This window comes from Desulfovibrio sp. ZJ746 (assembly GCF_011039155.1).
Lineage (GTDB): Bacteria > Desulfobacterota > Desulfovibrionia > Desulfovibrionales > Desulfovibrionaceae > Desulfovibrio.
The window spans coordinates 189,721-212,745 of sequence record NZ_JAAKEK010000001.1 but is presented as its reverse complement, the minus strand read 5'-3'; the positions used below and the strand labels follow the sequence as shown (position 1 = coordinate 212,745).

The 23,025-nt window shown below is 64.9% G+C and carries 21 protein-coding genes; 14 read left to right on the top strand and 7 right to left on the bottom strand.

Annotated features, from left to right (window positions below; all coding sequences use genetic code 11):
• Window positions 1–4: 4 nt before the first annotated feature.
• The 10 genes from dnaX to recJ all read left to right on the top strand — a co-directional run bounded on the left by dnaX (window position 5) and on the right by recJ (window position 10,324).
• Window positions 5–1,828, top strand: a complete 1,824-nt coding sequence (dnaX, locus tag G7Y54_RS01030; protein ID WP_165075870.1) for a DNA polymerase III subunit gamma/tau — start codon at window positions 5–7, stop codon at window positions 1,826–1,828.
• A 33-nt stretch (window positions 1,829–1,861) separates the two neighbouring features.
• Window positions 1,862–2,173, top strand: coding sequence for a YbaB/EbfC family nucleoid-associated protein (locus G7Y54_RS01025; protein WP_165075853.1), 312 nt, complete (start codon window positions 1,862–1,864; stop codon window positions 2,171–2,173).
• 3 nt (window positions 2,174–2,176) lie between these two features.
• On the top strand, window positions 2,177–2,773 hold the full coding sequence (gene recR / locus G7Y54_RS01020; protein ID WP_165075850.1) for a recombination mediator RecR: 597 nt from the start codon (window positions 2,177–2,179) through the stop codon (window positions 2,771–2,773).
• Window positions 2,774–3,341: 568 nt separating this feature from the next.
• A complete protein-coding gene (locus tag G7Y54_RS01015; protein ID WP_165075843.1) occupies window positions 3,342–4,913 on the top strand; it encodes a methyl-accepting chemotaxis protein in 1,572 nt (523 codons plus the stop codon).
• 271 nt (window positions 4,914–5,184) lie between these two features.
• Window positions 5,185–6,063 carry a YicC/YloC family endoribonuclease gene (locus tag G7Y54_RS01010; RefSeq protein WP_165075820.1) on the top strand — a complete coding sequence of 293 codons (879 nt, stop codon included), beginning with the start codon at window positions 5,185–5,187 and terminating at the stop codon, window positions 6,061–6,063.
• Window positions 6,064–6,065: 2 nt separating this feature from the next.
• Window positions 6,066–6,317 (top strand): DUF370 domain-containing protein, encoded by a 252-nt coding sequence (locus tag G7Y54_RS01005; protein WP_165075815.1) that lies wholly within the window; start codon window positions 6,066–6,068, stop codon window positions 6,315–6,317.
• Window positions 6,317–6,925 (top strand): guanylate kinase, encoded by a 609-nt coding sequence (gene gmk / locus G7Y54_RS01000; protein ID WP_165075810.1) that lies wholly within the window; start codon window positions 6,317–6,319, stop codon window positions 6,923–6,925. The genes G7Y54_RS01005 and gmk overlap by 1 nt, the downstream gene beginning before the upstream one ends.
• 15 nt (window positions 6,926–6,940) lie before the next feature.
• Window positions 6,941–7,654 carry an orotidine-5'-phosphate decarboxylase gene (gene pyrF / locus G7Y54_RS00995; RefSeq protein WP_165075805.1) on the top strand — a complete coding sequence of 238 codons (714 nt, stop codon included), beginning with the start codon at window positions 6,941–6,943 and terminating at the stop codon, window positions 7,652–7,654.
• A 16-nt stretch (window positions 7,655–7,670) separates the two neighbouring features.
• On the top strand, window positions 7,671–8,564 hold the full coding sequence (locus tag G7Y54_RS00990) for a hypothetical protein (protein WP_165075797.1): 894 nt from the start codon (window positions 7,671–7,673) through the stop codon (window positions 8,562–8,564).
• Window positions 8,561–10,324 carry a single-stranded-DNA-specific exonuclease RecJ gene (gene recJ, locus G7Y54_RS00985; protein WP_165075793.1) on the top strand — a complete coding sequence of 588 codons (1,764 nt, stop codon included), beginning with the start codon at window positions 8,561–8,563 and terminating at the stop codon, window positions 10,322–10,324. The genes G7Y54_RS00990 and recJ overlap by 4 nt, the downstream gene beginning before the upstream one ends.
• Here the strand turns inward: recJ and amrB are convergent.
• From amrB to G7Y54_RS00970, 3 genes are read right to left on the bottom strand one after another with little or no spacing between them, the layout of a single operon-like run.
• Window positions 10,321–11,190 carry an AmmeMemoRadiSam system protein B gene (gene amrB / locus G7Y54_RS00980; RefSeq protein ID WP_165075790.1) on the bottom strand — a complete coding sequence of 290 codons (870 nt, stop codon included), beginning with the start codon at window positions 11,188–11,190 and terminating at the stop codon, window positions 10,321–10,323. The two genes, recJ and amrB, sit on opposite strands and share 4 nt — an antisense overlap.
• Window positions 11,191–11,203: 13 nt before the next feature.
• Entirely contained in the window at window positions 11,204–12,463 is a 1,260-nt protein-coding gene (locus G7Y54_RS00975) for a dihydroorotase (RefSeq protein WP_165075786.1), read from the bottom strand.
• Complete coding sequence (locus G7Y54_RS00970) at window positions 12,463–13,419, bottom strand: aspartate carbamoyltransferase catalytic subunit (protein WP_165075783.1); 957 nt, start codon at window positions 13,417–13,419, stop codon at window positions 12,463–12,465. The genes G7Y54_RS00975 and G7Y54_RS00970 overlap by 1 nt, the downstream gene beginning before the upstream one ends.
• Before the next feature lie 357 nt (window positions 13,420–13,776).
• Between G7Y54_RS00970 and G7Y54_RS00965 the strand changes: the two genes are divergently transcribed.
• Genes G7Y54_RS00965 through G7Y54_RS00945 form a run of 4 tightly spaced genes read left to right on the top strand, consistent with a single transcriptional unit; the run spans window position 13,777 to window position 17,575 of the window.
• Window positions 13,777–14,574, top strand: coding sequence for a sulfite exporter TauE/SafE family protein (locus tag G7Y54_RS00965; protein WP_165075779.1), 798 nt, complete (start codon window positions 13,777–13,779; stop codon window positions 14,572–14,574).
• Between the two features lie 12 nt (window positions 14,575–14,586).
• Entirely contained in the window at window positions 14,587–15,450 is an 864-nt protein-coding gene (locus tag G7Y54_RS00960) for a YitT family protein (RefSeq protein ID WP_165075776.1), read from the top strand.
• A gap of 30 nt (window positions 15,451–15,480) precedes the next feature.
• Window positions 15,481–17,181 carry an amidohydrolase family protein gene (locus tag G7Y54_RS00955; RefSeq protein ID WP_241159314.1) on the top strand — a complete coding sequence of 567 codons (1,701 nt, stop codon included), beginning with the start codon at window positions 15,481–15,483 and terminating at the stop codon, window positions 17,179–17,181.
• A gap of 16 nt (window positions 17,182–17,197) precedes the next feature.
• Window positions 17,198–17,575, top strand: coding sequence for a RidA family protein (locus tag G7Y54_RS00945; protein ID WP_165075772.1), 378 nt, complete (start codon window positions 17,198–17,200; stop codon window positions 17,573–17,575).
• Window positions 17,576–17,799: 224 nt separating this feature from the next.
• Here the strand turns inward: G7Y54_RS00945 and G7Y54_RS00940 are convergent, their stop codons facing one another.
• The 4 genes from G7Y54_RS00940 to G7Y54_RS00925 all read right to left on the bottom strand — a co-directional run bounded on the left by G7Y54_RS00940 (window position 17,800) and on the right by G7Y54_RS00925 (window position 22,710).
• Complete coding sequence (locus tag G7Y54_RS00940; RefSeq protein WP_165075768.1) at window positions 17,800–19,353, bottom strand: hypothetical protein; 1,554 nt, start codon at window positions 19,351–19,353, stop codon at window positions 17,800–17,802.
• A gap of 203 nt (window positions 19,354–19,556) precedes the next feature.
• Window positions 19,557–20,093, bottom strand: a complete 537-nt coding sequence (locus G7Y54_RS00935) for a haloacid dehalogenase-like hydrolase (protein ID WP_165075765.1) — start codon at window positions 20,091–20,093, stop codon at window positions 19,557–19,559.
• Window positions 20,094–20,182: 89 nt separating this feature from the next.
• Window positions 20,183–21,679 carry a hypothetical protein gene (locus G7Y54_RS00930; RefSeq protein ID WP_165075761.1) on the bottom strand — a complete coding sequence of 499 codons (1,497 nt, stop codon included), beginning with the start codon at window positions 21,677–21,679 and terminating at the stop codon, window positions 20,183–20,185.
• Between the two features lie 164 nt (window positions 21,680–21,843).
• On the bottom strand, window positions 21,844–22,710 hold the full coding sequence (locus tag G7Y54_RS00925) for a UbiA family prenyltransferase (RefSeq protein WP_277424347.1): 867 nt from the start codon (window positions 22,708–22,710) through the stop codon (window positions 21,844–21,846).
• Window positions 22,711–23,025: the final 315 nt, after the last annotated feature.

Here is a 23,025-nt window from a genome sequence, read left to right as displayed (position 1 = left end):
CGGCATGAAGCACCTTTCGCTCGCGGCGCGCTACCGTCCGCAGACCTTCGCAGAGGTGGCCGGCCAGGAGATGGTCGTGGCCGCGCTGTCGCGCGCCGCGGAACGCGACAGCCCGGCCCCGGCCTATCTTTTGAGCGGCACCCGGGGCGTCGGCAAGACCACCATCGCCCGCATCTTCGCCAAGGCGCTCAACTGCGAGCACGCCCCGGCGGCCGAGCCGTGCAACGAGTGCGCCCAGTGCCGCAAGATAGCGGCCGGCTCCCATGTGGACGTGACCGAGATCGACGGCGCCTCCAACAACAGCGTGGAGGACGCCCGCGCACTCAGGGAGCATATCGGCTACGCCCCCATGGACGGCCGCTACAAGGTCTTCATCATCGACGAGGCGCACATGCTCTCGCGCAGTGCCTTCAACGCCCTGTTGAAGACGCTGGAGGAGCCGCCGGAGCGCGTGGTCTTCATCTTCGCCACCACCGAGGCCCACAAGTTCCCCGTCACCATCGTCAGCCGCTGCCAGCACTTCGTCTTCCGCCACCTCGGGGAAGACGCACTGGCCGCCCATCTCGTGCGCACCCTCAACGCCGAGGGCCGCGGCTATGAGGACGCGGCCGTGCGCCTCATCGCGAGGCGCGCCGCGGGCAGCGTGCGCGACGCCATGTCCCTGCTCGACCAGACGCTGGCCCTCGGGGGCGCCACCCTCGACGCGGAGACCACCCGGCAGGTGCTCGGCCTCGCCGGCCAGGAGCTCTTCACCCGGCTCTTCGGCGCGCTTTCGGCGCAGGATTGCGCCGCAGCCGCGGACACGAGCCGGCACCTGTTGCGCGAAGGCGTGGACATCGGCTTCTTCCTGCGCGAGCTCGCCGGCCACTGGCGCAACCTCTTCCTCTTCAGGCAGGGCGGCGGCGCGGCGCTTGGCGCGCTGGCCCTCCCGGAGGACGAGGCCGCGTGGCTCACGGCCATGGCGGAGCGCTTTTCGGCCCCGCACCTCCATGCCGCCTGGCAGATGACCCTCGACGCGCAGCGCGGCATCACCCAGAGCCCGGAACCCGGTGCAGCGCTGGAGCTCTTGCTGCTCAACCTGGCCCTTTTGCCGCGCCTGTTGCCGCTGGAAAAGCTGGAGGGCCTTGCGGGAGCCACGGCGGAGCCGGCGCGCCCCGTGGCGCCCCCGGAAAGCCGCCCCCGCGTGGAGCCGGCGCGGCCTGGGCCGGCACAGGCTCCGGCCCCGGAAGCGAGAGCCCCGAACGCGACAGAAGCGCCCGCGCCCGTGCCGGAAGCTGAGCCTCGGAGCGCGGCGCCCGAGCACGCCGAAGCCGCCGCACACATCGAGCCACCCCGGGAGACTGCGGAAAAGCCTGCCCCCGCCGCTGCTGCATCCAGTGGAGCGCCCGAGGCCGACACAGCCGCACCCGGCAACGCGCCTGAGCCGGTGCAGGCCGCCCCCAATTTCCAGCCGGACTGGGCCTCGTTCTGCGCCTTCTGCACCGCCGAGCACGAAGCCGGGCGCCCCGCGCCCCCGCTCCATGCCCTGCGCGGCCTCGAGGTGGACTGGCGCCCCGGGGCGCTCACCCTGCACGCGCCCGCGCGCGCCCTCGTGCACCAGCTGGAAAAGCACCGCCCGGCGCTGGAAGCGGCCCTCGCCAGCTATTGCGGCGGGGGGGCGCCCGAGCTCGACATCGTGGCGCCCAGGGCGCGCCGCAGCCAGGGCGAGCTCATCGCCGAATTTTCCCGGCGCCCCGAGCTTAGGCACTGCTTCGAGCTTTTGGGAGCGGAAATCGACCATTGCACGGAAGCGGGCGCCCCGGCCGCGCCCCTGAGCGCCAAACCCTAACAACGACGCGCCCCCGGGCGCGAGGAGACCCCCATGCGCAACATGAACGACATCCTGCGCCAGGCCCAGGTCATGCAGAACAAGCTCGCCAAGCTCCAGCAGGAGATGGCCGAGCGCACCTACGAGGCCGCCAGCGGCGGCGGCATGGTCAAGGCCGAGGTTTCCGGCAAGCAGGAGCTGCGCAAGCTCACCATCGACCCCAAGGCCCTTGAGGGCGGCGACGTGGAAATGCTGCAGGATCTCATCCTCGCCGCCGTCAACGAGGCTTCGCGCATCGCCCGCGAAAGCATGGAGCGCGAGATGAACGCCATTTCCGGGGGCATCAAGTTGCCCGGCATGTTCTAGGCCATGCCGGCCCGCGTTCCCGAGCCGCTCAGGGTGCTCGTCGAGCAGATGGCGCGCCTGCCGGGCTTGGGCCCCAAGTCCGCCATGCGGGTCGCCATGACCCTGCTCAAGTGGCCCGAGGCCGAGACGCGCCGCCTCGGGCAGAATATCCACGGCCTGCGCGACAGCCTGCATCTTTGCGGCCGCTGCGGGGGCCTCTCGGCCACCGACCCCTGCGCCATCTGCGCCGACGGCGCCCGCAGCCGCGACACGCTCTGCCTCGTCACCGAGTGGGACAGCATGCTCACCCTGGAAGAAGGCGGCTTTTACCGCGGGCAGTACCTCATCCTCGGCGGCCTCCTGGGCCCGCAGGAGGGCGCGCCCGACCTCGGACGGCTGGAGCGGCGCCTCGCGGAAGGCGAGATAGCCGAGCTCATCCTCGCCCTCGGCGCCACCGTGGAGGCGGAAAATACCGCGGCCTATGTGCGCGAGATGGTGCGCCGGCGCTTCCCTTCCTTGCGCGTGTCGCGCCTTGCGCAGGGCATCCCGCTCGGCGCCGAGGTCAAGTACATGGACCGCGAGACGCTGCGCCAGTCCCTGCGTTTCCGGCAGGAGCTGTAGGCGAAGGGCCGTGCACCGCTTCCGGGTTGGTGCTGTGCCTGTGCTGCCTGTGTAACGCCTAAAGTCTCCGTTAAAAACAGCCTTGCTTCAGCCGTTGCGACGAAGGAAGCCACGGATGAAGACAGCATTTGGTTAGCGCGGTAGCGAGTCAACGGAACCGCTGTCGCTATCCCTAAGCAGGCAGAGCCTGCTAACGGCTACCGCTTTGCTGCTTGCTGCGTCAGAGAAAAATTTTCTCGGTCGAGTACCTGAGTACACTCCCGTCGAAAATTTTTATCTTCCTTGCAAGCAGCAAAAAATCTTATTTTTTAGGCTCCTTCCGGCACCAGCCCCGTCTTCCGCTTCGCTCCAGACGGATTTAAGGAATATCTCTCATAAGCCACGCAAGAAAACCTCCCCCGGCCCGGCGCCATGGCCCGCCCCCTCCCCTTTTTTCTTGCAAAAAGCCCCGTTCCATATAAAGTTTCTCCGCCACATACCGAACAGAAGTGCAGATTCCGCCATGCGGCGCGGCTTACCCGCCGCCGGGCGCCCTTTCAGCTCAGCAGCTTTTGGAAAGGACACAGCCATGAGCAATTCACTCAGCTCCAAACAGGTGCTTATCTTCCTCTGCTTTTTGGTGCTCGCGTGCCTCGCCTGCATCGTAAGCATCTGCATGTCATCGGGCGCCTCCGCCTGGAGCGCGGCGCTCCCGGGCATCGGCGCGGCCATCGTGCTCGCCATCATCGGGGCCGTCCTCATCTCCAAAAGCACGGGCAATTTGCCGAAGATCGCGGAATACGCCGAGGCCGCTTCCCAGGGCAAGGCCGTGCCCCAGCTCGACCCGGCCGCCTGCGGCAGCCTCGCGCCGCTCGCCCGCGGCGTGGTGGGCATGCGCCAGCGCTCGCTGGACCGCACGCACTGGTACGAGAGCATCCTCAACGGGCTGCCCTGGGCCATCGCCGTCACCGACCCGGACATGAACTGGACCTTCTGCAACACGGCCTCGCTCAAGTCCATGGGCAAGACCTCCATGGACGAGGTCATGGGCAAGCACTGCTCCGCCAAGGGCGGCAACATCTGCAACACCCCGAACTGCGGCATCGAGCAGCTGCGCAAGGGCAACCATCGCGTCATCAACCACATGCCCAACGGCAAGACCATGCAGATCATCCTCGAATACCTGCATGACGCGAGCGGCAAGGTCATCGGCCATCTCGAAGTGGGCGAGGACATCACCGAGCGCATCGCCCTCGAGAAGCGCAGCAAGCAGGCCGCGGCCGAGGCGCGCGCCCACATGGTCACGCAGCTCGAAGGCGTGGTCAGCGGCATCGACAAGGGCGCCGAAAGCCTCAACGTGGCCTTGAACGAAGTGCGCAACCAGGCGCAGGAAGCGGCGGCCCGCCTCTCCGAGTCCGCCACGGCCATGAACGAGATGAATTCCACGGTGCTCGAGGTGGCGAGCAACGCCGAGGGCGCGGCCGACGCGGCCACCTCGGTGCAGACCCAGGCCCACGAGGGCAATGCCCTAGTGTTGCGCACGGTGGAGAGCCTGCGCACCCTGCGCACCCTCTCCGTCAACCTCAAGACCGACATGGAAGGCCTCGACAAGCAGGCCAAGGACATCGGCACGGTGCTCACCCTCATCCGCGACATCGCCGACCAGACCAACCTGCTCGCGCTCAACGCCGCCATCGAGGCCGCCCGCGCCGGCGAGGCGGGCCGCGGCTTCGCCGTGGTGGCCGACGAGGTGCGCAAGCTTGCGGAAAAGACCATGAGCGCCACCCGCGACGTGGAATCCGCCATCGAGGCCATCCAGCAGCGCACGGCCAAGAGCTCCGCCAACCTCGACACCGCGGTGGAGGCCATCGAGCACACGAGCCACATGGGCGAGGAATCCGGCGCCGCGCTCGAGCACATCTCGGGCCTCGCCGAAGACTCCAGCCTGCGCGTTTCGGCCATCGCCGCCGCCGCCACGGAGCAGTCCGCCGCGTCGGAAGAGATCAACCGCAGCATCACCGAGGTCAACCACCTGAGCGCCGAGATCTCGCGCGTCATGGGCGAGGCCGTGGAGCAAATGGCCGAGATGGTGCAGGAATCGCACGTGCTTACCGACATCCTCGAAGGCATGCGCAAGGAAGGCGAAAAGGAAGGCGCCTAGCCGGCAGTCCTCCGCGGCGCACGCACATCCGCAACAGCACTTCAGGGCCGGTTCCCCGCGGGGGCCGGCCCTTCGCGTTCTCAGGCGGCCGCCCATGGATTTTTGCCCGTCTCTCTTCGCCGATTCTCCCGTTCTGCGAGGGGGTTCCGGCAAAGCACGCCGCCCTCCCGGCCATCCCTGCCTTGCAATCCGCCCTGCCCTGAAGTAGATTTTCTTCTTCGCAGCCAAGCCGCCGCAGCCGGGCCTGCGGCCGATGAAGGGGGCGCGCGCCATGCTTCGCAGCATGACCGGCTTTGGGCGCTGTCTTGCGGAAAGCGCGGACAGCATCCAGCAATGGGAAGTCAAGAGCGTCAACGGGCGCCATCTGGACCTCAAATGGCGCCTGCCGCCCGCGGTGCGCTCTCTCGAGCCCGTGCTGGAAAAGATCGTGCGCCGGCACGCCTCGCGCGGGCGCGTGGACGTGAGCCTCACCCTCCAGGGGGCCACGGGCGCCCCCGGCGCGGGCTTTGACGCAGGCTTGGCCTCCTCCATGCTGGACAGCCTGGCCGCCCTCGCCCGCCAGCGGGGCGACGCCTTCACGCCCGACTATGCGGCGCTCCTCTCCGTGCCCGCGCTGTGGGGCGAGAACGCCGCCGCGCCGGACGAGGCGCTGGTGCTCGAGCTTGAGGCAGGCCTTGGCCGCGCCCTGGAGGACTGGAACCAGTCCCGCGAAGCCGAGGGGGCCGCGCTCGCTGCAGACCTCGATGCCCGGCTCAGGCGCATGGAAGAGTGGACCTGCGAGCTCGCGGCCGCGGCCCCGGCCATCAAGAAGGAGCGGGCCGAGGCGCTGCGCGCCCGCATCGCGGGAGAGCTCGCGCCCGAAGGCCTTTCGCTCGACGAGGCGCGCTTCCTGCAGGAAGTGACCGTGCTCATGGACCGCCTCGACGTGAGCGAGGAGTTGACGCGCCTTGGCGCGCACCTGACGCGCCTGCGCGAGCTTTTGCGCGGCGGCGGCGACGCGGGCCGGCGCCTCGATTTCACGCTCCAGGAGTGCTTCCGCGAGATCAACACCTGCGGCAACAAGATCCCCGACATCCGGCTCTCCCGCCTGGTGGTGGATTTCAAGAACGAGCTGGAAAAGTGCCGCGAGCAGGTACAGAACCTGGAATAGCCATGGCAGGCGAACGACTCATCAATATCGGTTTCGGCAACTATGTGCTCGCCGCCCGCGTGGTGGGCATCGCCAACCCGGCCTCGTCGCCCATGCGCCGCCTCAGGGAGGACGCCCGCGCGGCCGGGCGCCTGGTGGACGCCACTCAGGGCCGCAAGACGCGCTCCATTTTGGTGACGGATTCCAACCACGTGATCCTCTCCTCCATCCAGCCGGAGACCATCAGCCAGCGCTTCGCCCAGGAGGACGCCTGATGCGCCAGGGCATCGCGCTCGTGCTCAGCGCGCCTTCCGGCGCCGGCAAGACCACCCTCGTCCGGCGGCTTCGCGCCGAATTTCCGGCCATCGGCTATTCCGTGAGCTGCACCACGCGGGCCCCGCGCGAGGGCGAGGTGAACGGCAGGGACTACACCTTTCTCAGCCGTCCCGACTTCGAGCGCCGCCGCGCGGCCGGCGAATTCGCCGAATGGGCCGAGGTGCACGGCAACCTTTACGGCACGCCGCTCGCCCCGGTGGAGGCCATGCTCGCCGAGGGGCGCGACGCGCTGTTCGACATCGACGTGCAGGGCGCGGCGCAGCTCAAGCTGAACCTCGAGGCCGCCACCTTCGTCTTCATCCTGCCGCCGAGCCTCACCGAGCTGGAGCGCCGCCTGCGCCTGCGCGGGCAGGACGACGAGGAGGTCATCGAGCGCCGCCTCGCCAATGCCCGACGCGAGCTGCGCGAAGCCGCATGGTACGACGCCCTCGTGGTCAACGACGACCTTGACGGCGCTTATGACCGCCTGAGGGCGGCCTACCTGGCCGCCACCCTGGCCCCGGCCCGCAACCCCCGGCTTGTGGATTCCCTTCTCGCCACCTCCTGACACGGCGGTATGCCCATGCCCGAGCTCATCGTCGCCCTCGACCTCCCCGACCGCGAAAAGGCGGTCAGCATGGCCCGCCAGCTGCGCGGCGTCCTCGACTGGTGCAAGGTGGGCCTCGAGCTCTTCACCCTCGGCGGCCCGCGCCTGCTGGAACGCCTCAAGGAGCAGGGCTACCGCGTCTTCCTCGACCTCAAGTATTACGACATCCCGCACACCGTGGCCCAGGCCGTGGAGGCCGCGGCCGTGCTCGGCGTGGACATGCTCACTTTGCACTGCCAGGGCGGCAAGCGCATGTGCCAGGCGGCCGTGGAAGCCCGCGACGGCGCCGCGGACGCCTGCTCCGCCCCTCTGCTCTTCGGCGTGACCGCGCTCACGAGCTTCGGCCCCGGGGAGATGCCCGGGATCGCCGTCCATCCCGGCGTTTTCGCGCAGGACCTCGCCGCCGGCGCCGCGCGCTGGGGGCTCGACGGCGTGGTCTGCTCCGGCCACGAAGTGCGGGACATCAAGGCCGCGTCGCCCGAGCTCCGCTGCCTCTGCCCCGGCATCCGCCCCGGCGGCGCCGACGCGGGCGACCAGCGGCGCACCATGACCCCGGGCGAGGCCGTGCTCGCGGGCGCCGATTATCTGGTGGTGGGCCGGCCCATCATCGGGGCCCCTTCGCCCGCGGAGGCGGCGGCGGCCATTGTGGAAGAAATGCGGGCCGCGTCCGTGGCGCCCGCCGCAGAATAAAGCACCAGAGGAAATCATGGCCGAGTCAGCAGCCACCGCCGGACAGAACAAGACCGATGTGCGCGGGGTGTTTTCCACCCAGGAGATCCGCAAGGTCGGCACGGGAACGACCACGCGCAAGACCGTGCAAAAGACCTTCTGGTTCGTGGAGCAGCACGGGGACGTGATCGAGTGCCAGCCGCTCAACGCCAACTATGTGCCGAGCGGCCCCAAGCGCAAGATCACCATGGACGAGCTCATCGCCAAGTTCTCGCCGGAGCCGGAATTCTACCAGATGTCCGTATATCCGAAGATGCGCGAGGTGGAGCAGTCGGTGGACAAGGGCGACAGCCACCGCGAAAAGGGCGAGACCTTCGCGGCGGAATACGAGTATTCGCGCGCGCTCAAGGTGGACGTGGCCAACGTGCGCGCCAATTTCGGCATCGGCCTGACCTACATGGAGCGCGGCGAGCTCGACAAGGCGCAGGACATCTTCGACCGCCTGCTCAAGCTGGACGGCGCCTTTGACGCCGAGCACAAGCACCTGTTCAACGAGTTCGGCATCAACCTGCGCAAGAACAAGATGCTCGCGCAGTCGGTGGAATACTACCAGCGCGCCCTCCAGCTCACGGCCAATGACGAGAACCTGCACATGAACCTCGCCCGCGTGCTCCTCGAAACGCGCGACATGGACGGCTGCCTCGAGCACCTGTTCGCCGCGCTGGAGCTGGCGCCGCGCCACGAGGTCTCGCTCAAGTTCCTCGCGTGGCTGTTGCAAAAATCCATGGTGCCCGCGGAAAAGATGGACAAGGTGCGCGAGCTTCTCACCGCCGCCAGCCAGGGCGCGCGGGCCGCGGCCGCTGCCGCTCCCGCGGCAGCCCCGTCGGCGGAGGCGCCCCAAGCCCAGAGCGCGGCCCCGGGCCCGCAATGAGCCACTGGCGCCTGCGCGAGGCCCCGCAAGACGCCCCGGCCAAAGAGCCGCCGGCCCGCTGGGCGCAAGAGCTCTCCATCTCGCCGCGCCTGCTCGACATCCTGTGGCGGCGCGGCCTCACGGAGCGCGACGCCATCGATGCCTTCCTCTCCGCCCGGCTCGATTCCCTCACCCCGCCGGGGCGCTGGCCGCAGCTCCCCGAAGCCGCCGCCCTGCTCGCCCGCGAGCTTCTCGCCGGCAAGCGCCTCGCCGTGTGGGGCGACTATGATGTGGACGGCGTGACCGCCACGGCCCTCGTGCTGGACGTGCTGGCCGCGCACGGCATCGAGGCCGCCCACCACCTCCCGGACAGGCAGGCCGAGGGCTACGGCCTCAACACGGCCGGGGTGGAGGCGCTGGCCGAAGCCGGCTGCGGCATCCTGCTCACCGTGGATTGCGGCATTTCCGACGCCGCGCCCGTGGCCCGCGCGCGCGAGCTCGGCATGACCGTCATCGTCACCGACCACCATGTGCCGCCGGCGGAGCTCCCGCCCGCGCATGCCCTGTGCAACCCGCGCACTGGCGAGCCTGCCCTGTGGCCTTGCGTCCACCTTGCCGGGGTGGGCGTGGCCTTCTACCTCATGGCCGCTGTCAATGCGGCGCTGGCCCCGCATACGGGGCGGCGCTTCCGCATGGACGGCGTACTCGATCTCGTGGCCCTGGGCACGCTCGCCGATGTCATGCGCCTCACGGGCGAGAACCGCGTGCTCGTGCGCGGCGGCCTCGCCCGCATCGGCAAGGGCGCGCGCCCCGGCATGGCGGCGCTCAAGGCCGTGAGCGGCCATGACCCTGCCGGGGCGCTCACGGCCGGGCAGGCGGTGTTCCGCCTCGCGCCGCGCATCAACGCCGCCGGCCGCATGGGCAGCGCCGAAACGGCGCTGGCGCTCCTGCGCGAGCAGGACCATGCCCGGGCGGCAGAGCTCGCCGCGGAGCTCGACGCCTGCAACCAGGAGCGCAAGGCCGAGGAAGAACGCGTCCACGCCGCCGCGCGCGAGCAGGCCGCGGAACTTTTGGCCCGGGGGCCGCACGCCGGCCTCGTGCTCTACGGGGAGGACTGGCACCCCGGCATCGTGGGCATCGTGGCCTCGCGCATCGTGGAGGAATTTTACCGGCCGGCCATCGTGCTCTGCCGGGACGGCGCAAGCCTCAAGGGTTCGGGCCGCTCCGTGCGGGAATTTGACCTGCATGACGGGCTCGCCCGCACCGCGGACTGCCTCACGGGCTTTGGCGGGCACCGCCTGGCCGCGGGGGTGCGGCTTGAAGAAAACCGGCTCGAGGAGTTCCGCGCCCGCTTTGACGCGGCCGTGGCTGAGGCTCTGGGCCCGGACCCGCTGGAACCGACGCTGACGCTTGAATGCGAGCTGGGCTTCGCCGAGGCCGCCGACCTCGACTTCCTCAAGGAGCTCCAGCTCATGCAGCCCTTCGGGCCGGGCAATGCCGAGCCCGTCTTCGCCTCGCCGCCGGTGGTGGTCACGGAGCGGTCGTATCTTGGCCGCGGCCGGGAGCATGTGCGGCTGCACCTCAAGGACGAGGCCAGCGGCATCACGCTCGCGGCGAAAGCCTGGCGCATGGCCGACGCGCTCCCCGCCTCACTGGTGGGCAAGACCATCCGCATCGCCTACACCCCGCGCATCGACACCTACAACGGCATGGCCTCGGTGGACCTCGGCATCAGGGACTGGAAGCCCTGCCGCGACGTGGCGCCGGCGCGCCAGGCCTAGGCCAGGGGCGGCTCCCCCCGCTCCAGCCAGAGGCGCAAGCCCGCGTATCCCACCACATGTTCGCTGTCGCCCGAGGCCGTGGCCGAGGTGTCGTGCGCGGCGAGCTCCACGCGCACACGCCCGAGGCGCTCGGCCGCAAAGAGGGCCAGCGCCAGCGGCGCGGCGCCGCACATGCTGATGTCCGCCTCGTCCACCACCCGCAAAAGGCCGGTGGCATCCGCCGCCAAGGCGCGCTCAAGGGCGAGCGCGTCCTTCTGCTCGGTGCGGCGCACATTCTCATAATGGTTCATGTCCGAGCTGACCACCACGCCCACGTCGGCGTTTTCCGGCCGGCCGAGCACCGAGGCCAGCGCCTCGCCCGCGCGGGCGAGCGCCCCGGGGTGCCGCGTGCCCACGCAGACAGGGACCACCGAGTGGAGGCCCCGGCCACCCTCGATGGCCGTCTCCTGCAGGAAGGGCAGCAACACCTCGATGGAATGCTCCCCAAGATGCGCGTGCACATCCGGCCTGAAGCCCCCGCCTGCGGCCATAAGTGCCTGGGCCAGCGCCTCGTCCACCGTGACCTGGCCCAGCGGCGTGAGCCACGCGCCACCGGGCCAGACGCCCAAAGGCTCACCGCGTCCGGTGTGGTTGGGACAGAGGATGACGAGCCTTCCGGGCAGCGCCAGGCCATCGAGCGTGGCCCCGGCCACGGCGCCGCTGAACACATAGCCCGCATGGGGCAACATGCAGCCCCAGGCCTTCCGGCTGCGGCCGGGAAGCGCAGCGTCTTTGGACGCCGCGAGAAACCGGCGCACTTCCCGGCGCAGGTCCTGGGGATTTGCGGGATAAAACCGGCCCGCGACCACTGGCTGGCGAACTGGCATGGCCCCTCCTTCTCTAGAAAAGCGCCTTGCCGCCGAGCCAGTGATGGCGCACGCGGCCATGGAGCCGGCGCCCCAGGAAGGGCGTGTTCTTGCCGCGCGAGCGCAAGGCCTCCGGCGTGACTTCCCACGTGGCGTCCGCATCGAAGAGGAAGAAATCCGCCGGGTCGCCCGGGGCGAAGTCATTGCGGGGGAGCCCGAAAATCTCGGCCGGCCGCCGGCTCCAGAGGCGGTGGACATCGGCCTCGGTGAGCGCGCCCTCGCGCACCAGCTCCCACGTGAGGGAGAGCGCGAGGTCGAGCCCGGTGAGGCCGCAGGGCGCGAGATCCAGTGTCTCGTCCTTTTCGTGGGCCGCGTGCGGGGCGTGGTCCGTCACAAGGATGTCCACGATGCCGGAGGCCACGGCCTCGCGCAGGGCCGCGCGGTCGTCGGCCGTCCTCAGGGGCGGGCTCACCTTGGCGAGCGTGTTGTAGCCCTCGAGGGCCGTCTCGTCGAGCAACAGGTAATGCGGGCAGGTCTCGGCGGTGACGCGCACGCCGCGCGCCTTGCCCCAGGCGATGAGGTCCACGGTGAGGCGGCTCGACACATGGGCGATGTGCACGGGAAGCCCCAGATATTCGGCGAGCATGATGTCGCGCGCGGCCTGCATGGCCTCGCCCGCCGCGGGCTGCCCCTTGATGCCGAGCATGCCGCTCACGTCGCCCTCGTGCATGAGCCAGCCGCGGGCGAGGTGCGGGTCCTCGCAGTGGTCGATGAAGACCATGCCGAGGTCCGCCGCGTATTCCATGATGCGCCGGACGAGCTCCGCGCTCTCCAAGGGGCGCCCGTCGTTGGACACGGCCACGCAGCCGGCGGCCCGCATCTCGGCGAGCGGCGCCAGGGCCTCGCCCTTGAGGCCCACGCTGGCCGCGGCCACCGGGTAGAGGCGCGGGCCATCGGGGTGGCTCTCCCGCGCGCGCTCGAGCATGAAGCGCGTCACCGCGGCCGTGTCATTGACGGGCTTCGTGTTCGCCATGCACATCACCTGCCCGAAGCCGCCGTGCGCCGCCGCGTCAAGGCCGGTGGCGATCTCTTCCTTGTATTCAAAGCCGGGCTCGCGCAGGTGCACATGCGCGTCGGTGAGGCTCGGGAACAGGCGCAGGCCATGGGCCTCGAAGACCTCGCAGCCCTCGGGCGGCGCCACATGGCCAGCGGGCGTCATGGTGACGATGCGGGCGCCGTCCACCAGAAGGTCCACGGGCGCGTCCAAGTGCCGTGCATTGCGGATTGAGAGCATTAGGCGGCCCCTCCCTCGGTGCGCGTGGCGAGCAGGTAGAGGATGGCCATGCGGGTCGCCACGCCCGCGGCCACCTGATCGAGCACGAGACATTCCGGCGCGTCGGCCACGGCGCTCGAAATTTCAAGGCCCCGGTTCATGGGCCCGGGGTGCAGCACCCGGCAGCCGGGCTTGGCCTTGTGAAGATGCCGGAAGTCGAGACAATAGCGGCGCGAATATTCGGAAAGATCCGGCAACAGGCCGGCCTGCTGCCGCTCGAGCTGGAGGCGCAGGCACATGACCGCGTCCACGCCGTCCATGGCCTTGTCGAGGTCGGAATAGACCTCGGCCGGCCAGTGGTCCACCCCGGCGGGCAGCAGGGTGCGCGGCGCGCAGAGCCGCACCTTTACCCCGAGCATGCGCAACAGGTGCAGGTTGGAGCGCGCCACGCGGCTGTGGGCGATGTCGCCCAGGATAAGCAGCTCGCGGCCGGCGAAATCGTCGCCCCAGACCTCGCGCAGGCTGAAGCAGTCAAGGAGTGCCTGCGTGGGATGGGCGTGCCAGCCGTCGCCGCCGTTGACCACGCCGCAGGGCAGAAGCTCCGCGAGGTAGCGGGCCGCGCCGCTCGACTGGTGGCGGATGACGATGACATCCGGGTTCATGGCCTGGAGCGTCAGGCCCGTGTCCTTGAGGCTTTCGCCCTTGTTGATGCTCGAGCCCGCCGTGGAAAGGGCGAAGGTGTCGGCAGAGAGGCGCTTGGCCGCCACGTCGAAGGAGGTCTTGGTGCGCGTGCTGTTTTCGGCGAAAAACAGCACCACGGTCTTGCCCTTGAGGGTGGGCACCTTTTTCACCGGGCGGCGGTTGATCTCCTGAAAGCCCGCGGCGAGGTCCAGCAGGCGGCGCACCTCGGCGGCGTCGAGCTGGGTCACGTCGAGGAGGTCCTTGTGCGGCCAGGGGTGGCGGTTGTCATCGGGCATGGCGCGGCGGCCCTCCTTGGCTGCGGGTGATGCGGCGGGCCGTGGCAGGCGCAAAAAAAATCCCCGCTCTCGGGAACGGGGAAACGGCTGCCCGGACGGCGGGGCCGGCGGGACGGGACAAGGCCCGCGCAAAAGTCTGCGCGGCGACGAAAGGCCGCGCGCAAGCGGCAGGCGGCTGGGTATCCATGCCCGAAGTCTAGGCGCGGCACCGGGCATTGTAAAGAAAAAATCCTGCCGCTCCCGTGAAGCGGTTGACGGCGCACGGCCCATTGACTACCGTGGGCCTGCCCGCGCGGCCGGGATAGCTGCGCGGGAAGGAGCCATGCCAGCGGGGCCACTGCCTCAGGGAGGATCCGCATGCTCGTCTCGCTTCTCATCTACCTCTGCTGCGGCGCCGTGGTCGGCGTGCTCGCCGGGCTGCTCGGCGTGGGCGGCGGCACGGTCATCGTGCCCATCCTCGTGGCCGTCTTTCCCCATGAGGGCGTGCCCCCGCAGTATGTGCAGCAGCTCGCCCTCGGCACCTCGCTCGCCAGCATCATGTTCACCTCCATTTCCAGCGCGCGGGCGCATCACCTGCGCGGCGCCGTGAGGTGGGACATCTTCCGCCACATCGTGCCCGGCATCCTGCTCGGCACCTTTTTCGGCGGCCTCATCGCCACCCACCTGCCGACCATGTTCCTCAAGATCTTCTTCATCTGCTTCCTCTTCGCCATTTCCGCGCAGATGATCTCCAACTACCGGCCCCCGGCCAGCCGGGACCTGCCCGGCGCCCTCGGCACGGCAAGCGTTGGCGGCGTCATCGGCATGGTCTCGAGCTTCGTGGGCATCGGCGGCGGCTCGCTTTCCGTGCCCTTCATGACCTATTGCAACGTGCCCATCCACACGGCCGTGGGCACCTCCGCGGCCATCGGCTTCCCCATCGCCGTGGCGGGCACGCTTGGCTATATCGTGGGCGGCTGGGGGCGGCCGGACCTGCCGGCCGCGTGCCTCGGCTTCGTGCATCTCTGGGCGCTGTTCGGCATCGCCTGCGCGAGCTGCCTGACCGCGCCCATCGGCGTGCGCCTGTCCCACTCGCTTCCTACCAAGAAGCTCAAGCGCTTCTTCGCGTTCTTCCTTATCGTTGTCGGCCTGAAGATGCTCTGGGACCTGCTCTAGACCGCCCGCGCCATGCTGACCACCTATAACCGCAAGCTCACCGAATCCGTCTGGTGGAACCTGCTCTGGCTCACCGTGGGCGCCTTCTTGATGACCGTGTGCATCCAGAGCGTGGCCGCGCCGCACAACTTCCTCGCGGGCGGCGTCATGGGCGTGGCGCTGTTGCTCAACTACTGGGCGCACGGGCTGCCGCCGCTCGTCTGGTATCTCGCGCTCTGCCTGCCCATTTACATCGTGGGCTGGTTCCTCCTCGGGCGGCGCTTCCTGCTCTATACGGTCTACGGCACGCTGGCCATCAATTTCTTCGGCTACTTCGTCACCTTTGAGCTGCCCTTTTCCAACGACGTGTACGCGGCGCTGGTGGGCGGCGTGCTCAACGGCGCTGCCGCGGGCATCATGCTGCGCACCCTCGGGAGCAGCGGCGGCACGGACGTGTTCGCCATCCTGCTCAAGGAGCGCTGGAACATCCCCATCGGCCAGTTCAACTTTCTCTTCAACGCGAGCCTTTTCCTCATCGGCGCCTTCCGCCTGCCCGCGGACCTTATCGTGGCCTCCATCCTGATGATGTTCATCTCCTCGCAGACGCTGGAATATGTGCTCGGCATGTTCAACCGCCGCAAGCTCGTCATGGTCATCTCGAGCCGCGGCGAGGAGATCGGCGAGGCCGTGCTGGCGAGCGAGCGCTACGGCGCCACCATGATCCGCGCCAAGGGCGCCTATTCGGGCACCGACCGGGAAATATTGCTCACCGTTACCAACAACGTGGCCCTCAAGCGGCTGGAAAACCTCGTCTATACCATCGACCCGCACGCGCTCTTCATCGTCGAGAACACCTTTTACGTCTCGGGCGGCCAGTTCGCGCGGCAGGGCCGCTAGGCCGTGCCCCGGGAGGAGGCCGGGCGCCCCGTGGCCTTTCGGGCGCGGAGCCTGTTCTCCCTCGCCGGGGAGGGGCCGGCGCGGGGGGCCGGGCTTTTGGCGCCGCTCGCCCGCGTGGATGACGCCGTCCTGCTGACGCGGGGTGGCTTCGTGGAGGCTGTGGGCCCATGGAAGGGCGCGCGGCTCCCGGTGGGGACGCTGGTGCGGGATCTGGGCGATGCCTGCCTCATGCCGGCGTGCACCAACGCGCACACGCATGTGCAGCTTTCATGGCTCGCCGGGCGCACGCTGTGGGGCCGTGGCTTTGCGGCGTGGCTCACGAGCCTCATCCCGCAGGTGGTGGCGCCGGTAGAGAGCGGGGAGGCACAGCGCCGGCGGGACGCGGTTGGCGCGGCCTGCGCAATGCTGGCGGAGTGCGGCACCCATTGGCTTGGCGATGTGGGCGGCTCCGCGCCCGGGGCGCTCACGGCCGTGCGCGAGGCTTGTGACGCCGCCGGGCTTGAAGTGCGCCAGTTCTGCGAGTGGTTCGGGTTCGCGCCGCCGCTCGTGGACGGGGAGCGGCCCTGGCCCCCCCGCTGCCGCGCGGAAATCGCGGCGGATGCGGAACTGACAGCAGGTTGCGCGCCAGCGGGGCACGCCCTCTACTCCACGGCGCCTGAGCTTTTGCAGGCCGCGCGGGAGTGGTGCGCCCACTCCGGGCGCGTCTTCAGCTTCCATCTTGCGGAATCCCCGGAAGAAACCGAATTGCTCACCAAGGGCACGGGCCCCTTGCGCGCCACTTACGAGGACACGGTGCTTCCCGCCGGCTGGCGGGCGCCTGGCCTGCGGCCGGCGGCCTATGCCCTGGGCCTCGGGCTGCTCGGCCCGGGCGTCCTCGCCGTGCACGGCGTCCAGCTCAATGCGGACGAAATCGCGACCCTCGCCGCCAGCGGCGCCGCGCTCTGCCTCTGCCCGCGCTCCAACGAACATCTCGGCGTGGGTGTCGCGCCGGTGCGCCAGCTCATGCAAAGCGGCGCCTTGCTCTGCCTCGGCACGGACGGCCTCTCCTCCAACAGCGACCTTGACGTGCGCAACGAAGCCCTGTGGCTTCGCGAGTATCTCGATGTCCCCGTCCGCGCCCTGGTGCGCATGCTCACGGTCAACGGCGCGGCGGCCCTCGGGTTTCCGGCAGGCGCGGGCACGCTGGCGCCCGGCCAGCCGGCGGCCTTCGCCGCGCTGCCGGCAACCCTCGCGGCCTGGCTCCTCCTTCACGAAGCCGTTTACAATCCGGCCCGCACTCCCTATGCTGTACCGGCATCGCGCACAGCAAAGGAGGAGTGCATGGCCACCGTTACCGCCAAATATCTCGGGGATCTGCGCACCGAATGCGTCCATGTGGCGAGCGGCACCACCCTTGTCACCGACGCGCCGGTGGACAACCAGGGCAAGGGGGAGGCGTTCTCGCCCACGGATCTTTGCGCCACGGCGCTCGCCACCTGCGCCATGACCATCATCGGCATCTATGGCCGCGCGAACGGCGTGGACGTGACCGGCACGACCCTCGAGGTGACCAAGACCATGAGCGCCGACCCGCGCCGCATCGCCAGGATCGAGGTGGTCCTCCACATGCCGGATCGCGACTACACCGACGAGCAGAAGCTCATGATGGAACGCGCCACCCTGACCTGCCCCGTTTGTCTCAGCCTGCATCCCGACGTGGAGCAGGTGTTCACCTTTAAATGGGCGCGCTAGCCCAGCGAGGAACATCATGAAAACCGTCATCAAGAGCGCCAGTGCCCCGGCCGCCCTCGGCCCCTATTCCCAGGCCATCCGCAAGGGTGACACCCTCTATCTTTCCGGCCAGCTTGGCATCGTGCCCACCACGGGCGAGCTCATCTCCCCCGACGTGGCCGAGCAGACCACCCAGGCGCTCGCCAACATGAAGGCCGTGCTCGCCCAGGCGGGAGCCTCGGTGGACGATGTCTGCAAGGTCACGGTCTTCCTCACCGACATGGCCGACTTCCAGACCGTCAACGATGTCTACGCCCGCACCTTCACCGCCAACCCGCCGGCGCGCTCCTGCGTGGCCGTGGCCGCGCTCCCCAAGGGCGGGCGCGTGGAGGTGGAGGCCATCGCCGTTTTGTAGGCACGGGTTTTCCCCACAAAAAGAGCGGGCTGTCGTTTTCCGGCAGCCCGCTCCTTGCTTGGAGCCGATGTGCGTTCCATTTCCGTCGCTGCCGCGTGCCGCCGTCAAGCAGCCGCCAGCGGGGGCGCCTGTGGTTTAATATCCCCGTTTCGTGCGCCTGTCCGCCAGTGCCGGAGCCGGCTTAAAATCTGTTCACGGCGCAACGCGCGCCCCAAACAGCCTCACTACCCGGAGATGATCACCGACGGCCGCAGGGGTTCCTTGCGCCTCTCGGGGCGTGTTGTGCCGCAAAATTGCCACAGGCGGCTGCCAAGCGCCCACAAAGAGAGAAAAACCGCAAAGATAAAAAGCGTTTCTGTCAGGTCTATGTATCTGGGCAAAATAAAGTTCCCATAGGATATGACAAACACATGGAGCAAATGGGCCGCTCCGGGCAAGAACAGGCAAAACCGCACCTGCGGGCATAGCAGCAGGCCCAGGCACCAGGCCCCCCACGCTCCCATAATAAGGGGCAACCCGTATGCCCACAGGGAGGAGCTCCGGTAATCCCTGTAATATCCCAAACCTGCCAGTATATTGCAGCCCACAGTCTTGATCCGGTCACCGGTGTGCCGCATAAGCATACCTATTTTTAATTCACGGCCGGTTTTCACCATTTCCTTGAGACTGAGAGGGCCGATGCGCGGGTTTTTTGCAAGCTCCGCCCACACCTCTCCTTCCGGGCCATATGTCAAAGGCCAGACAGTCGTGTTGTACACATATCCGAAGCTCTTGGTCCGGGGCCATTCCTTGAAATCGGGCCCGAAGGCGCTTGTGGCATTCTCCTTCTTCCAGAGCTCAACTTTGTCCAAAAATATCCTCGCATACTCCCGGGAACGCAAGGTGGGCATGTTCCCCATATCTTCCTTTTGCAGATAATAGGACGAAAACTGAAGATCCGAACCTTGCGGGTGTGTGCCAAAGAACAAGTGCCCTGAGGTAAGGCTGATATAGCCAATATATGCGACGGCCGGCAAAAATCCTGTGGCTGCGAGGAGGAATTTAAAAACATGGCGGAAGCGTGCTTCCCAGAAGAAATAGAACCAGCAGATTCCGCCCAGGCCAAGCATGTATATGCCGGCGGGCCTCACCAGATAAAGGGCGGATGCACAAAGGGCAGCCAAGAATAATAAGAAAAAGTTTCTTTTTTTAAAGTACAGTAGCAGAAGGCCGACAGCGAAAAAGGACAAGGGCTGCGCAACGCTTTCCGTAAGGAGCATTGAGACATTAACGAGAGGGGTGACCTGAACGCCGAGGAAAAAACACGCGCCAACCACAAGGGCATTTATGTAGAGTGAACAGGCATAAACAAGAAATGCTGCGCCTATACTGAGCAATAATCTCTGAGCGAGGACAATATTGTCAAAAACCCCTTGCAAACCCTCCCCATTAATAAACTCGGGGAGGCGCTTCCCAACAGCAAATACTTCACTCGGGGGAAGCTTGCCGGCTTTTTTAAATGCATTGGCAAGCTCCTTTTTATGCGGCTCTAGGAAGGCGTAGAGAAAAAGGCCATAGCCAGGGGCACGGGCAGATTTCCATGGATCCAGCGACAGCAAAATAGATGGGGAGAGAGACAGTGAGAGATAAGAAGAGGTATCAGGGCGATGAACATATGTACCACCGTATTTATTTAAAGAATAATCAAGCGGGATGGAAAATACAAAGAAAAATATAAAGAGAGAAACGAATATGCGTATCAGGAAAGGATTGATACCCTTACTTGCCATTCCATCCATGCTTGTGCTCCTGAGCCGATATCTACGGGAAAGTTGTCCATCGTCTATATTACTGCAAACAACTCAACCACCGCGCTCAGTGGCTTTGAAGATCCGCACGCTCCGTGCTTGCTGACGCTATGTGCCAACTTTCCGCTCATGTTCGCCCGCGGCCAGCCGCAAGTCGGGACAAGCCAGGCCATCCGTGGGGGCCCTGTGGAGCTTCAGTATTCCCGTATGGTGGCGTCATGAATCCTCTTCCGCACGCTTGCCGGCAGCCCGGCAGGGAGCCACGCTATGCGGGCCGAATTCCAGCACGGGACATCATTGGCGCAGTCCCCTGCATAATCATAACCGCCCGTGCCGAACCTCGCGTTGAGCCAGCGGGCTTTTGTCGCCCCCTTGAGCCTTTGCAGCCTGGTTGAGCCGGCGAAGTGGGTCAAAAAGGAAAACTGGTGAAAGACTTTTTTTGCCAGGAGAACATGGCTTGCCGTAACCAGCCATACCTCGGCCCCGCGCTCGCGGTAGGCCTCCGCTATGCGCATAAGGGGTTCATTCCAGTAAGAGGGCGCCAAGGTATGGGCATAACGTGACGCAAGATAGGCCTTAAGCCAGGGGACGCCTTTCCAAAAGGCCGCGAAGATATTGGCATCACCCGCCAGGCACGCTTCCTTCAGGAAGTGGCGGCTTGAATCGACGCGTAGCAGTGTCCCGTCCAGGTCAAGGACCAGCGGTATGTTGTAGGAAAGTCCAGTATCCATTCGTGCCTGTATTCCGCAGTTGCGGCCAAGGGTTTGTATGCTTGTCCAGGGCGCAACGCGCCGCAAACAGTCCCACTTCCCGGGGTGCATCACCCGGCGGCCTCCATGGTCTCTCTCCCTCTTGCGCCAGATGTTTTTCGATAAAATTGCCACAGGCGGCAGGCAAGCGCCCACAAAGAGAGAAAAACCGCAAAGGCAAAAAGTGGTTCTGTGAGGTCAACATACCTGTATCCGATAGAATTCCCATAGGAAATGGCAAACACATGGAGTAAATGGGCTGCCCCTGGCAAAAGCAGGCAAAAGCGAACCTCCTGGCAGAGGAGCAGCGCGATGCACCACACTCCCCACCCGCAAACCATAAGAGGAAACCCATATTTGCGCTTCAGGGTGGAGCTTGGAAAATCACTGTAATATCCCAATCCAGCCAGGATATTGCAGCCCACAGTTTTAATACGATCCCATGAATGCCGCTTAAGCATGCCTTTTTTTAACTCACGTCCCATCATCACCCTCTGCTTGAGATTGAGTGGGCCAATCTGTGGATTTTTTGACAGCTCCCTCAATACTTCGTTTTCCGGCATGTACGTGATGGGCCACGCGCTGTAGTTATACAGGAAGCCAAAGCTCTTGGTCCGAGGCCACTCCTCGAAATCCGGCCAGTAGAGTTTGCTGATTTCCTTCTTCCAAAACTCGACTTTGTCCAGCTGTATCCTCGCATACTCCCTTGCACGCAAGGTAGGCATATTCTCTATATCTTCCTTTTGCAGAAAGTAGCACGAAAACTGAAGATCCGAGGATTCCGGATGTGTCCCAAACAACAGGTACCCGGAGGTAATGCTGAGATAGCCAATGTACGCGACAGCCGGCAAAAAACCTGTGGCTGAAAAGAGGAATTTAAAGACATGGTGGAAGCGGTCTTTCCAGAAGAAATAGAGCCAGCAGATACCACCCAGGGCAAGCATGTAGACCCCCGCAGGGCGGACAAGATATAGAAATGATGCGCAAAGAGCAGCTAAAAATAAAAAAAGAAAATTTCTTTTTCTAAAAAACAGCAGCAGGAGGCCTATGGTAAAAAACGACAGTGGCTGGGCCACGCATTCAGTAATGAGCCATGTGGGGTTAACAAGGGGGAGCATCTTGACGCAGAGAAAAAAGCATCCCCCCACAACAAGCGGATTTATGAATAAGGCGCAGGTATAGACCAGAAAGGCCGCGCCGATGCTGAGCAATAATCTCTGGCAGAGAACAATATTGTCAAAAACTCCTTGCAAGCCTGCCTCATTGAGACATTCATGAAAACCTGTGGAAAAGTCTTCAGGCGCAAGCTTCTTATGTGCCATTTTAAAGGCCGCCGCCAATTCTTTTCTATGTGGTTCAAGAAAGGGATAGAGAAAAAGGGGATACCCTGGGGTACGGGTAGATTTCCACGGATCCCAGTACAGGGGAAAATAGGTACCCGTGTCAGGAGTATAGACATACGTACCACCGTATTTATTTAAAGAATAATCAAGGGGGGTAAAAAATACAAATAAAAACGTAAAGAGAGAAACAAGTACATTTATCAAGGGAAAATTAATACTTTTCATTTTTTTTCCTGACATGGCTGCACACCTGCTACGAAAGCGGTAGGGAATCTCTCTTTTCTTCCATAGATTAAATCATGATATCATGATACTTATGAATAATTCAACAAGAGATGATTGCGCTTCCTCTGCCATGAGGATGTTGCGTCCTTCGCCACAATTCTTTATCATTGAAATTTTATGGGCGAAACAAACACTTCAAATTCAGGGATATTTACAAAGCAAAGCGCACAAAACAAAAGTCCGAGAAAAAACACATATGCGATAAAATATTTTCTTTTATACAGTTTTTCTGGCGTTTGTACCACGGAATCTGGTGCAAGACTGATATTGAAATACCAGCTAAACAACAGGGCGATAAAAGGAAACAGAAGTAGCATTTCAACCTTATACTTAATGAGGAAAATTCCAAGAAAGAGCGACGAGACCATGGCATAAAAGATTGCTGCGGAAAGAAGGGTTTTTTCGCTATACCCGGCAAGGCTTTTTCTGTAGGCCTTGATGACATCCGGGTCCTTGAGTTTGCGGATTTCTGCAAACCGCTTGAGGGTCATAAGATAGGCGCCGGCCGCCCAATATCCCAAAATAAAGCTTGACGGCGGCAGGCCGTTGGCAACCACTATGCTGAAGCCAAGCAGCAGGCGGATGGGGTTGTTTACCGATTCCACGATCACGTCCAGCCACGCGCGATCCTTTGCACGCAACGGTGCGACATTGTAAATGAGCCCCATGAAGAGCAGAAAGATGATGAGGGATCCGAAAAGGCTGTTTATCGCATAGCCGAGAAGGATCGCGCAGCAGACCAGAAAAAAATATTCGACGAGGAGAAAAGGGAGCGTGATCAGGCCCCGGGCGGCGGGCCTGTTACATTTCATGGGATGCAGCCTGTCAAACGGAGCGTCGAGGTATTCGTTGATCGTATAGTTGGCGCTCGCTGCAAAGCAGACAGAAATACAGGCCGCCACAAGGTTCCAGAATCCGGGCCAATGAGGATAAAGAATGATACCAAAAATGAACCCAGGGAGTATAAAGATATTTTTAAACCAGTGATCCGGGCGCGCGATATTTATATAGGGGATCAGATGGTGCAGAAACGGCAGGAATCGAGAGAGAGAGAGAGAGAGAGAGAGAGAGAGGATTTCTGCTTACGGTACATCGGGATGCCCCCTTTTTTCCAGAGTGCGTGAGAAGCGTGAGGCCACGGACCTTAGTTTCGTGATGTTCGCGAGTGTTTGGTTGTGGTGCGTTTTCCACTATTTCCCCCTAAAGAGACATGCATCCTCTTTGCGTTTTCGCAAAATCCCGGGCGAGCTTATAAAGGCCATCTGCGCCCGCTCAAGAGCTGCAAA

What these genes read in the sequence shown, in the direction of transcription:
- dnaX (WP_165075870.1), top strand. Translation starts at nt 5, where the DNA reads ATGAAGCACCTTTCGCTCGCGGCGCGCTACCGTCCGCAGACCTTCGCA.
- G7Y54_RS01025 (WP_165075853.1), top strand. Translation starts at nt 1,862, where the DNA reads ATGCGCAACATGAACGACATCCTGCGCCAGGCCCAGGTCATGCAGAAC.
- recR (WP_165075850.1), top strand. Translation starts at nt 2,177, where the DNA reads ATGCCGGCCCGCGTTCCCGAGCCGCTCAGGGTGCTCGTCGAGCAGATG.
- G7Y54_RS01015 (WP_165075843.1), top strand. Translation starts at nt 3,342, where the DNA reads ATGAGCAATTCACTCAGCTCCAAACAGGTGCTTATCTTCCTCTGCTTT.
- G7Y54_RS01010 (WP_165075820.1), top strand. Translation starts at nt 5,185, where the DNA reads ATGCTTCGCAGCATGACCGGCTTTGGGCGCTGTCTTGCGGAAAGCGCG.
- G7Y54_RS01005 (WP_165075815.1), top strand. Translation starts at nt 6,066, where the DNA reads ATGGCAGGCGAACGACTCATCAATATCGGTTTCGGCAACTATGTGCTC.
- gmk (WP_165075810.1), top strand. Translation starts at nt 6,317, where the DNA reads ATGCGCCAGGGCATCGCGCTCGTGCTCAGCGCGCCTTCCGGCGCCGGC.
- pyrF (WP_165075805.1), top strand. Translation starts at nt 6,941, where the DNA reads ATGCCCGAGCTCATCGTCGCCCTCGACCTCCCCGACCGCGAAAAGGCG.
- G7Y54_RS00990 (WP_165075797.1), top strand. Translation starts at nt 7,671, where the DNA reads ATGGCCGAGTCAGCAGCCACCGCCGGACAGAACAAGACCGATGTGCGC.
- recJ (WP_165075793.1), top strand. Translation starts at nt 8,561, where the DNA reads ATGAGCCACTGGCGCCTGCGCGAGGCCCCGCAAGACGCCCCGGCCAAA.
- amrB (WP_165075790.1), bottom strand. Translation starts at nt 11,190, where the DNA reads ATGCCAGTTCGCCAGCCAGTGGTCGCGGGCCGGTTTTATCCCGCAAAT.
- G7Y54_RS00975 (WP_165075786.1), bottom strand. Translation starts at nt 12,463, where the DNA reads ATGCTCTCAATCCGCAATGCACGGCACTTGGACGCGCCCGTGGACCTT.
- G7Y54_RS00970 (WP_165075783.1), bottom strand. Translation starts at nt 13,419, where the DNA reads ATGCCCGATGACAACCGCCACCCCTGGCCGCACAAGGACCTCCTCGAC.
- G7Y54_RS00965 (WP_165075779.1), top strand. Translation starts at nt 13,777, where the DNA reads ATGCTCGTCTCGCTTCTCATCTACCTCTGCTGCGGCGCCGTGGTCGGC.
- G7Y54_RS00960 (WP_165075776.1), top strand. Translation starts at nt 14,587, where the DNA reads ATGCTGACCACCTATAACCGCAAGCTCACCGAATCCGTCTGGTGGAAC.
- G7Y54_RS00945 (WP_165075772.1), top strand. Translation starts at nt 17,198, where the DNA reads ATGAAAACCGTCATCAAGAGCGCCAGTGCCCCGGCCGCCCTCGGCCCC.
- G7Y54_RS00940 (WP_165075768.1), bottom strand. Translation starts at nt 19,353, where the DNA reads ATGGATGGAATGGCAAGTAAGGGTATCAATCCTTTCCTGATACGCATA.
- G7Y54_RS00935 (WP_165075765.1), bottom strand. Translation starts at nt 20,093, where the DNA reads ATGGATACTGGACTTTCCTACAACATACCGCTGGTCCTTGACCTGGAC.
- G7Y54_RS00930 (WP_165075761.1), bottom strand. Translation starts at nt 21,679, where the DNA reads ATGAAAAGTATTAATTTTCCCTTGATAAATGTACTTGTTTCTCTCTTT.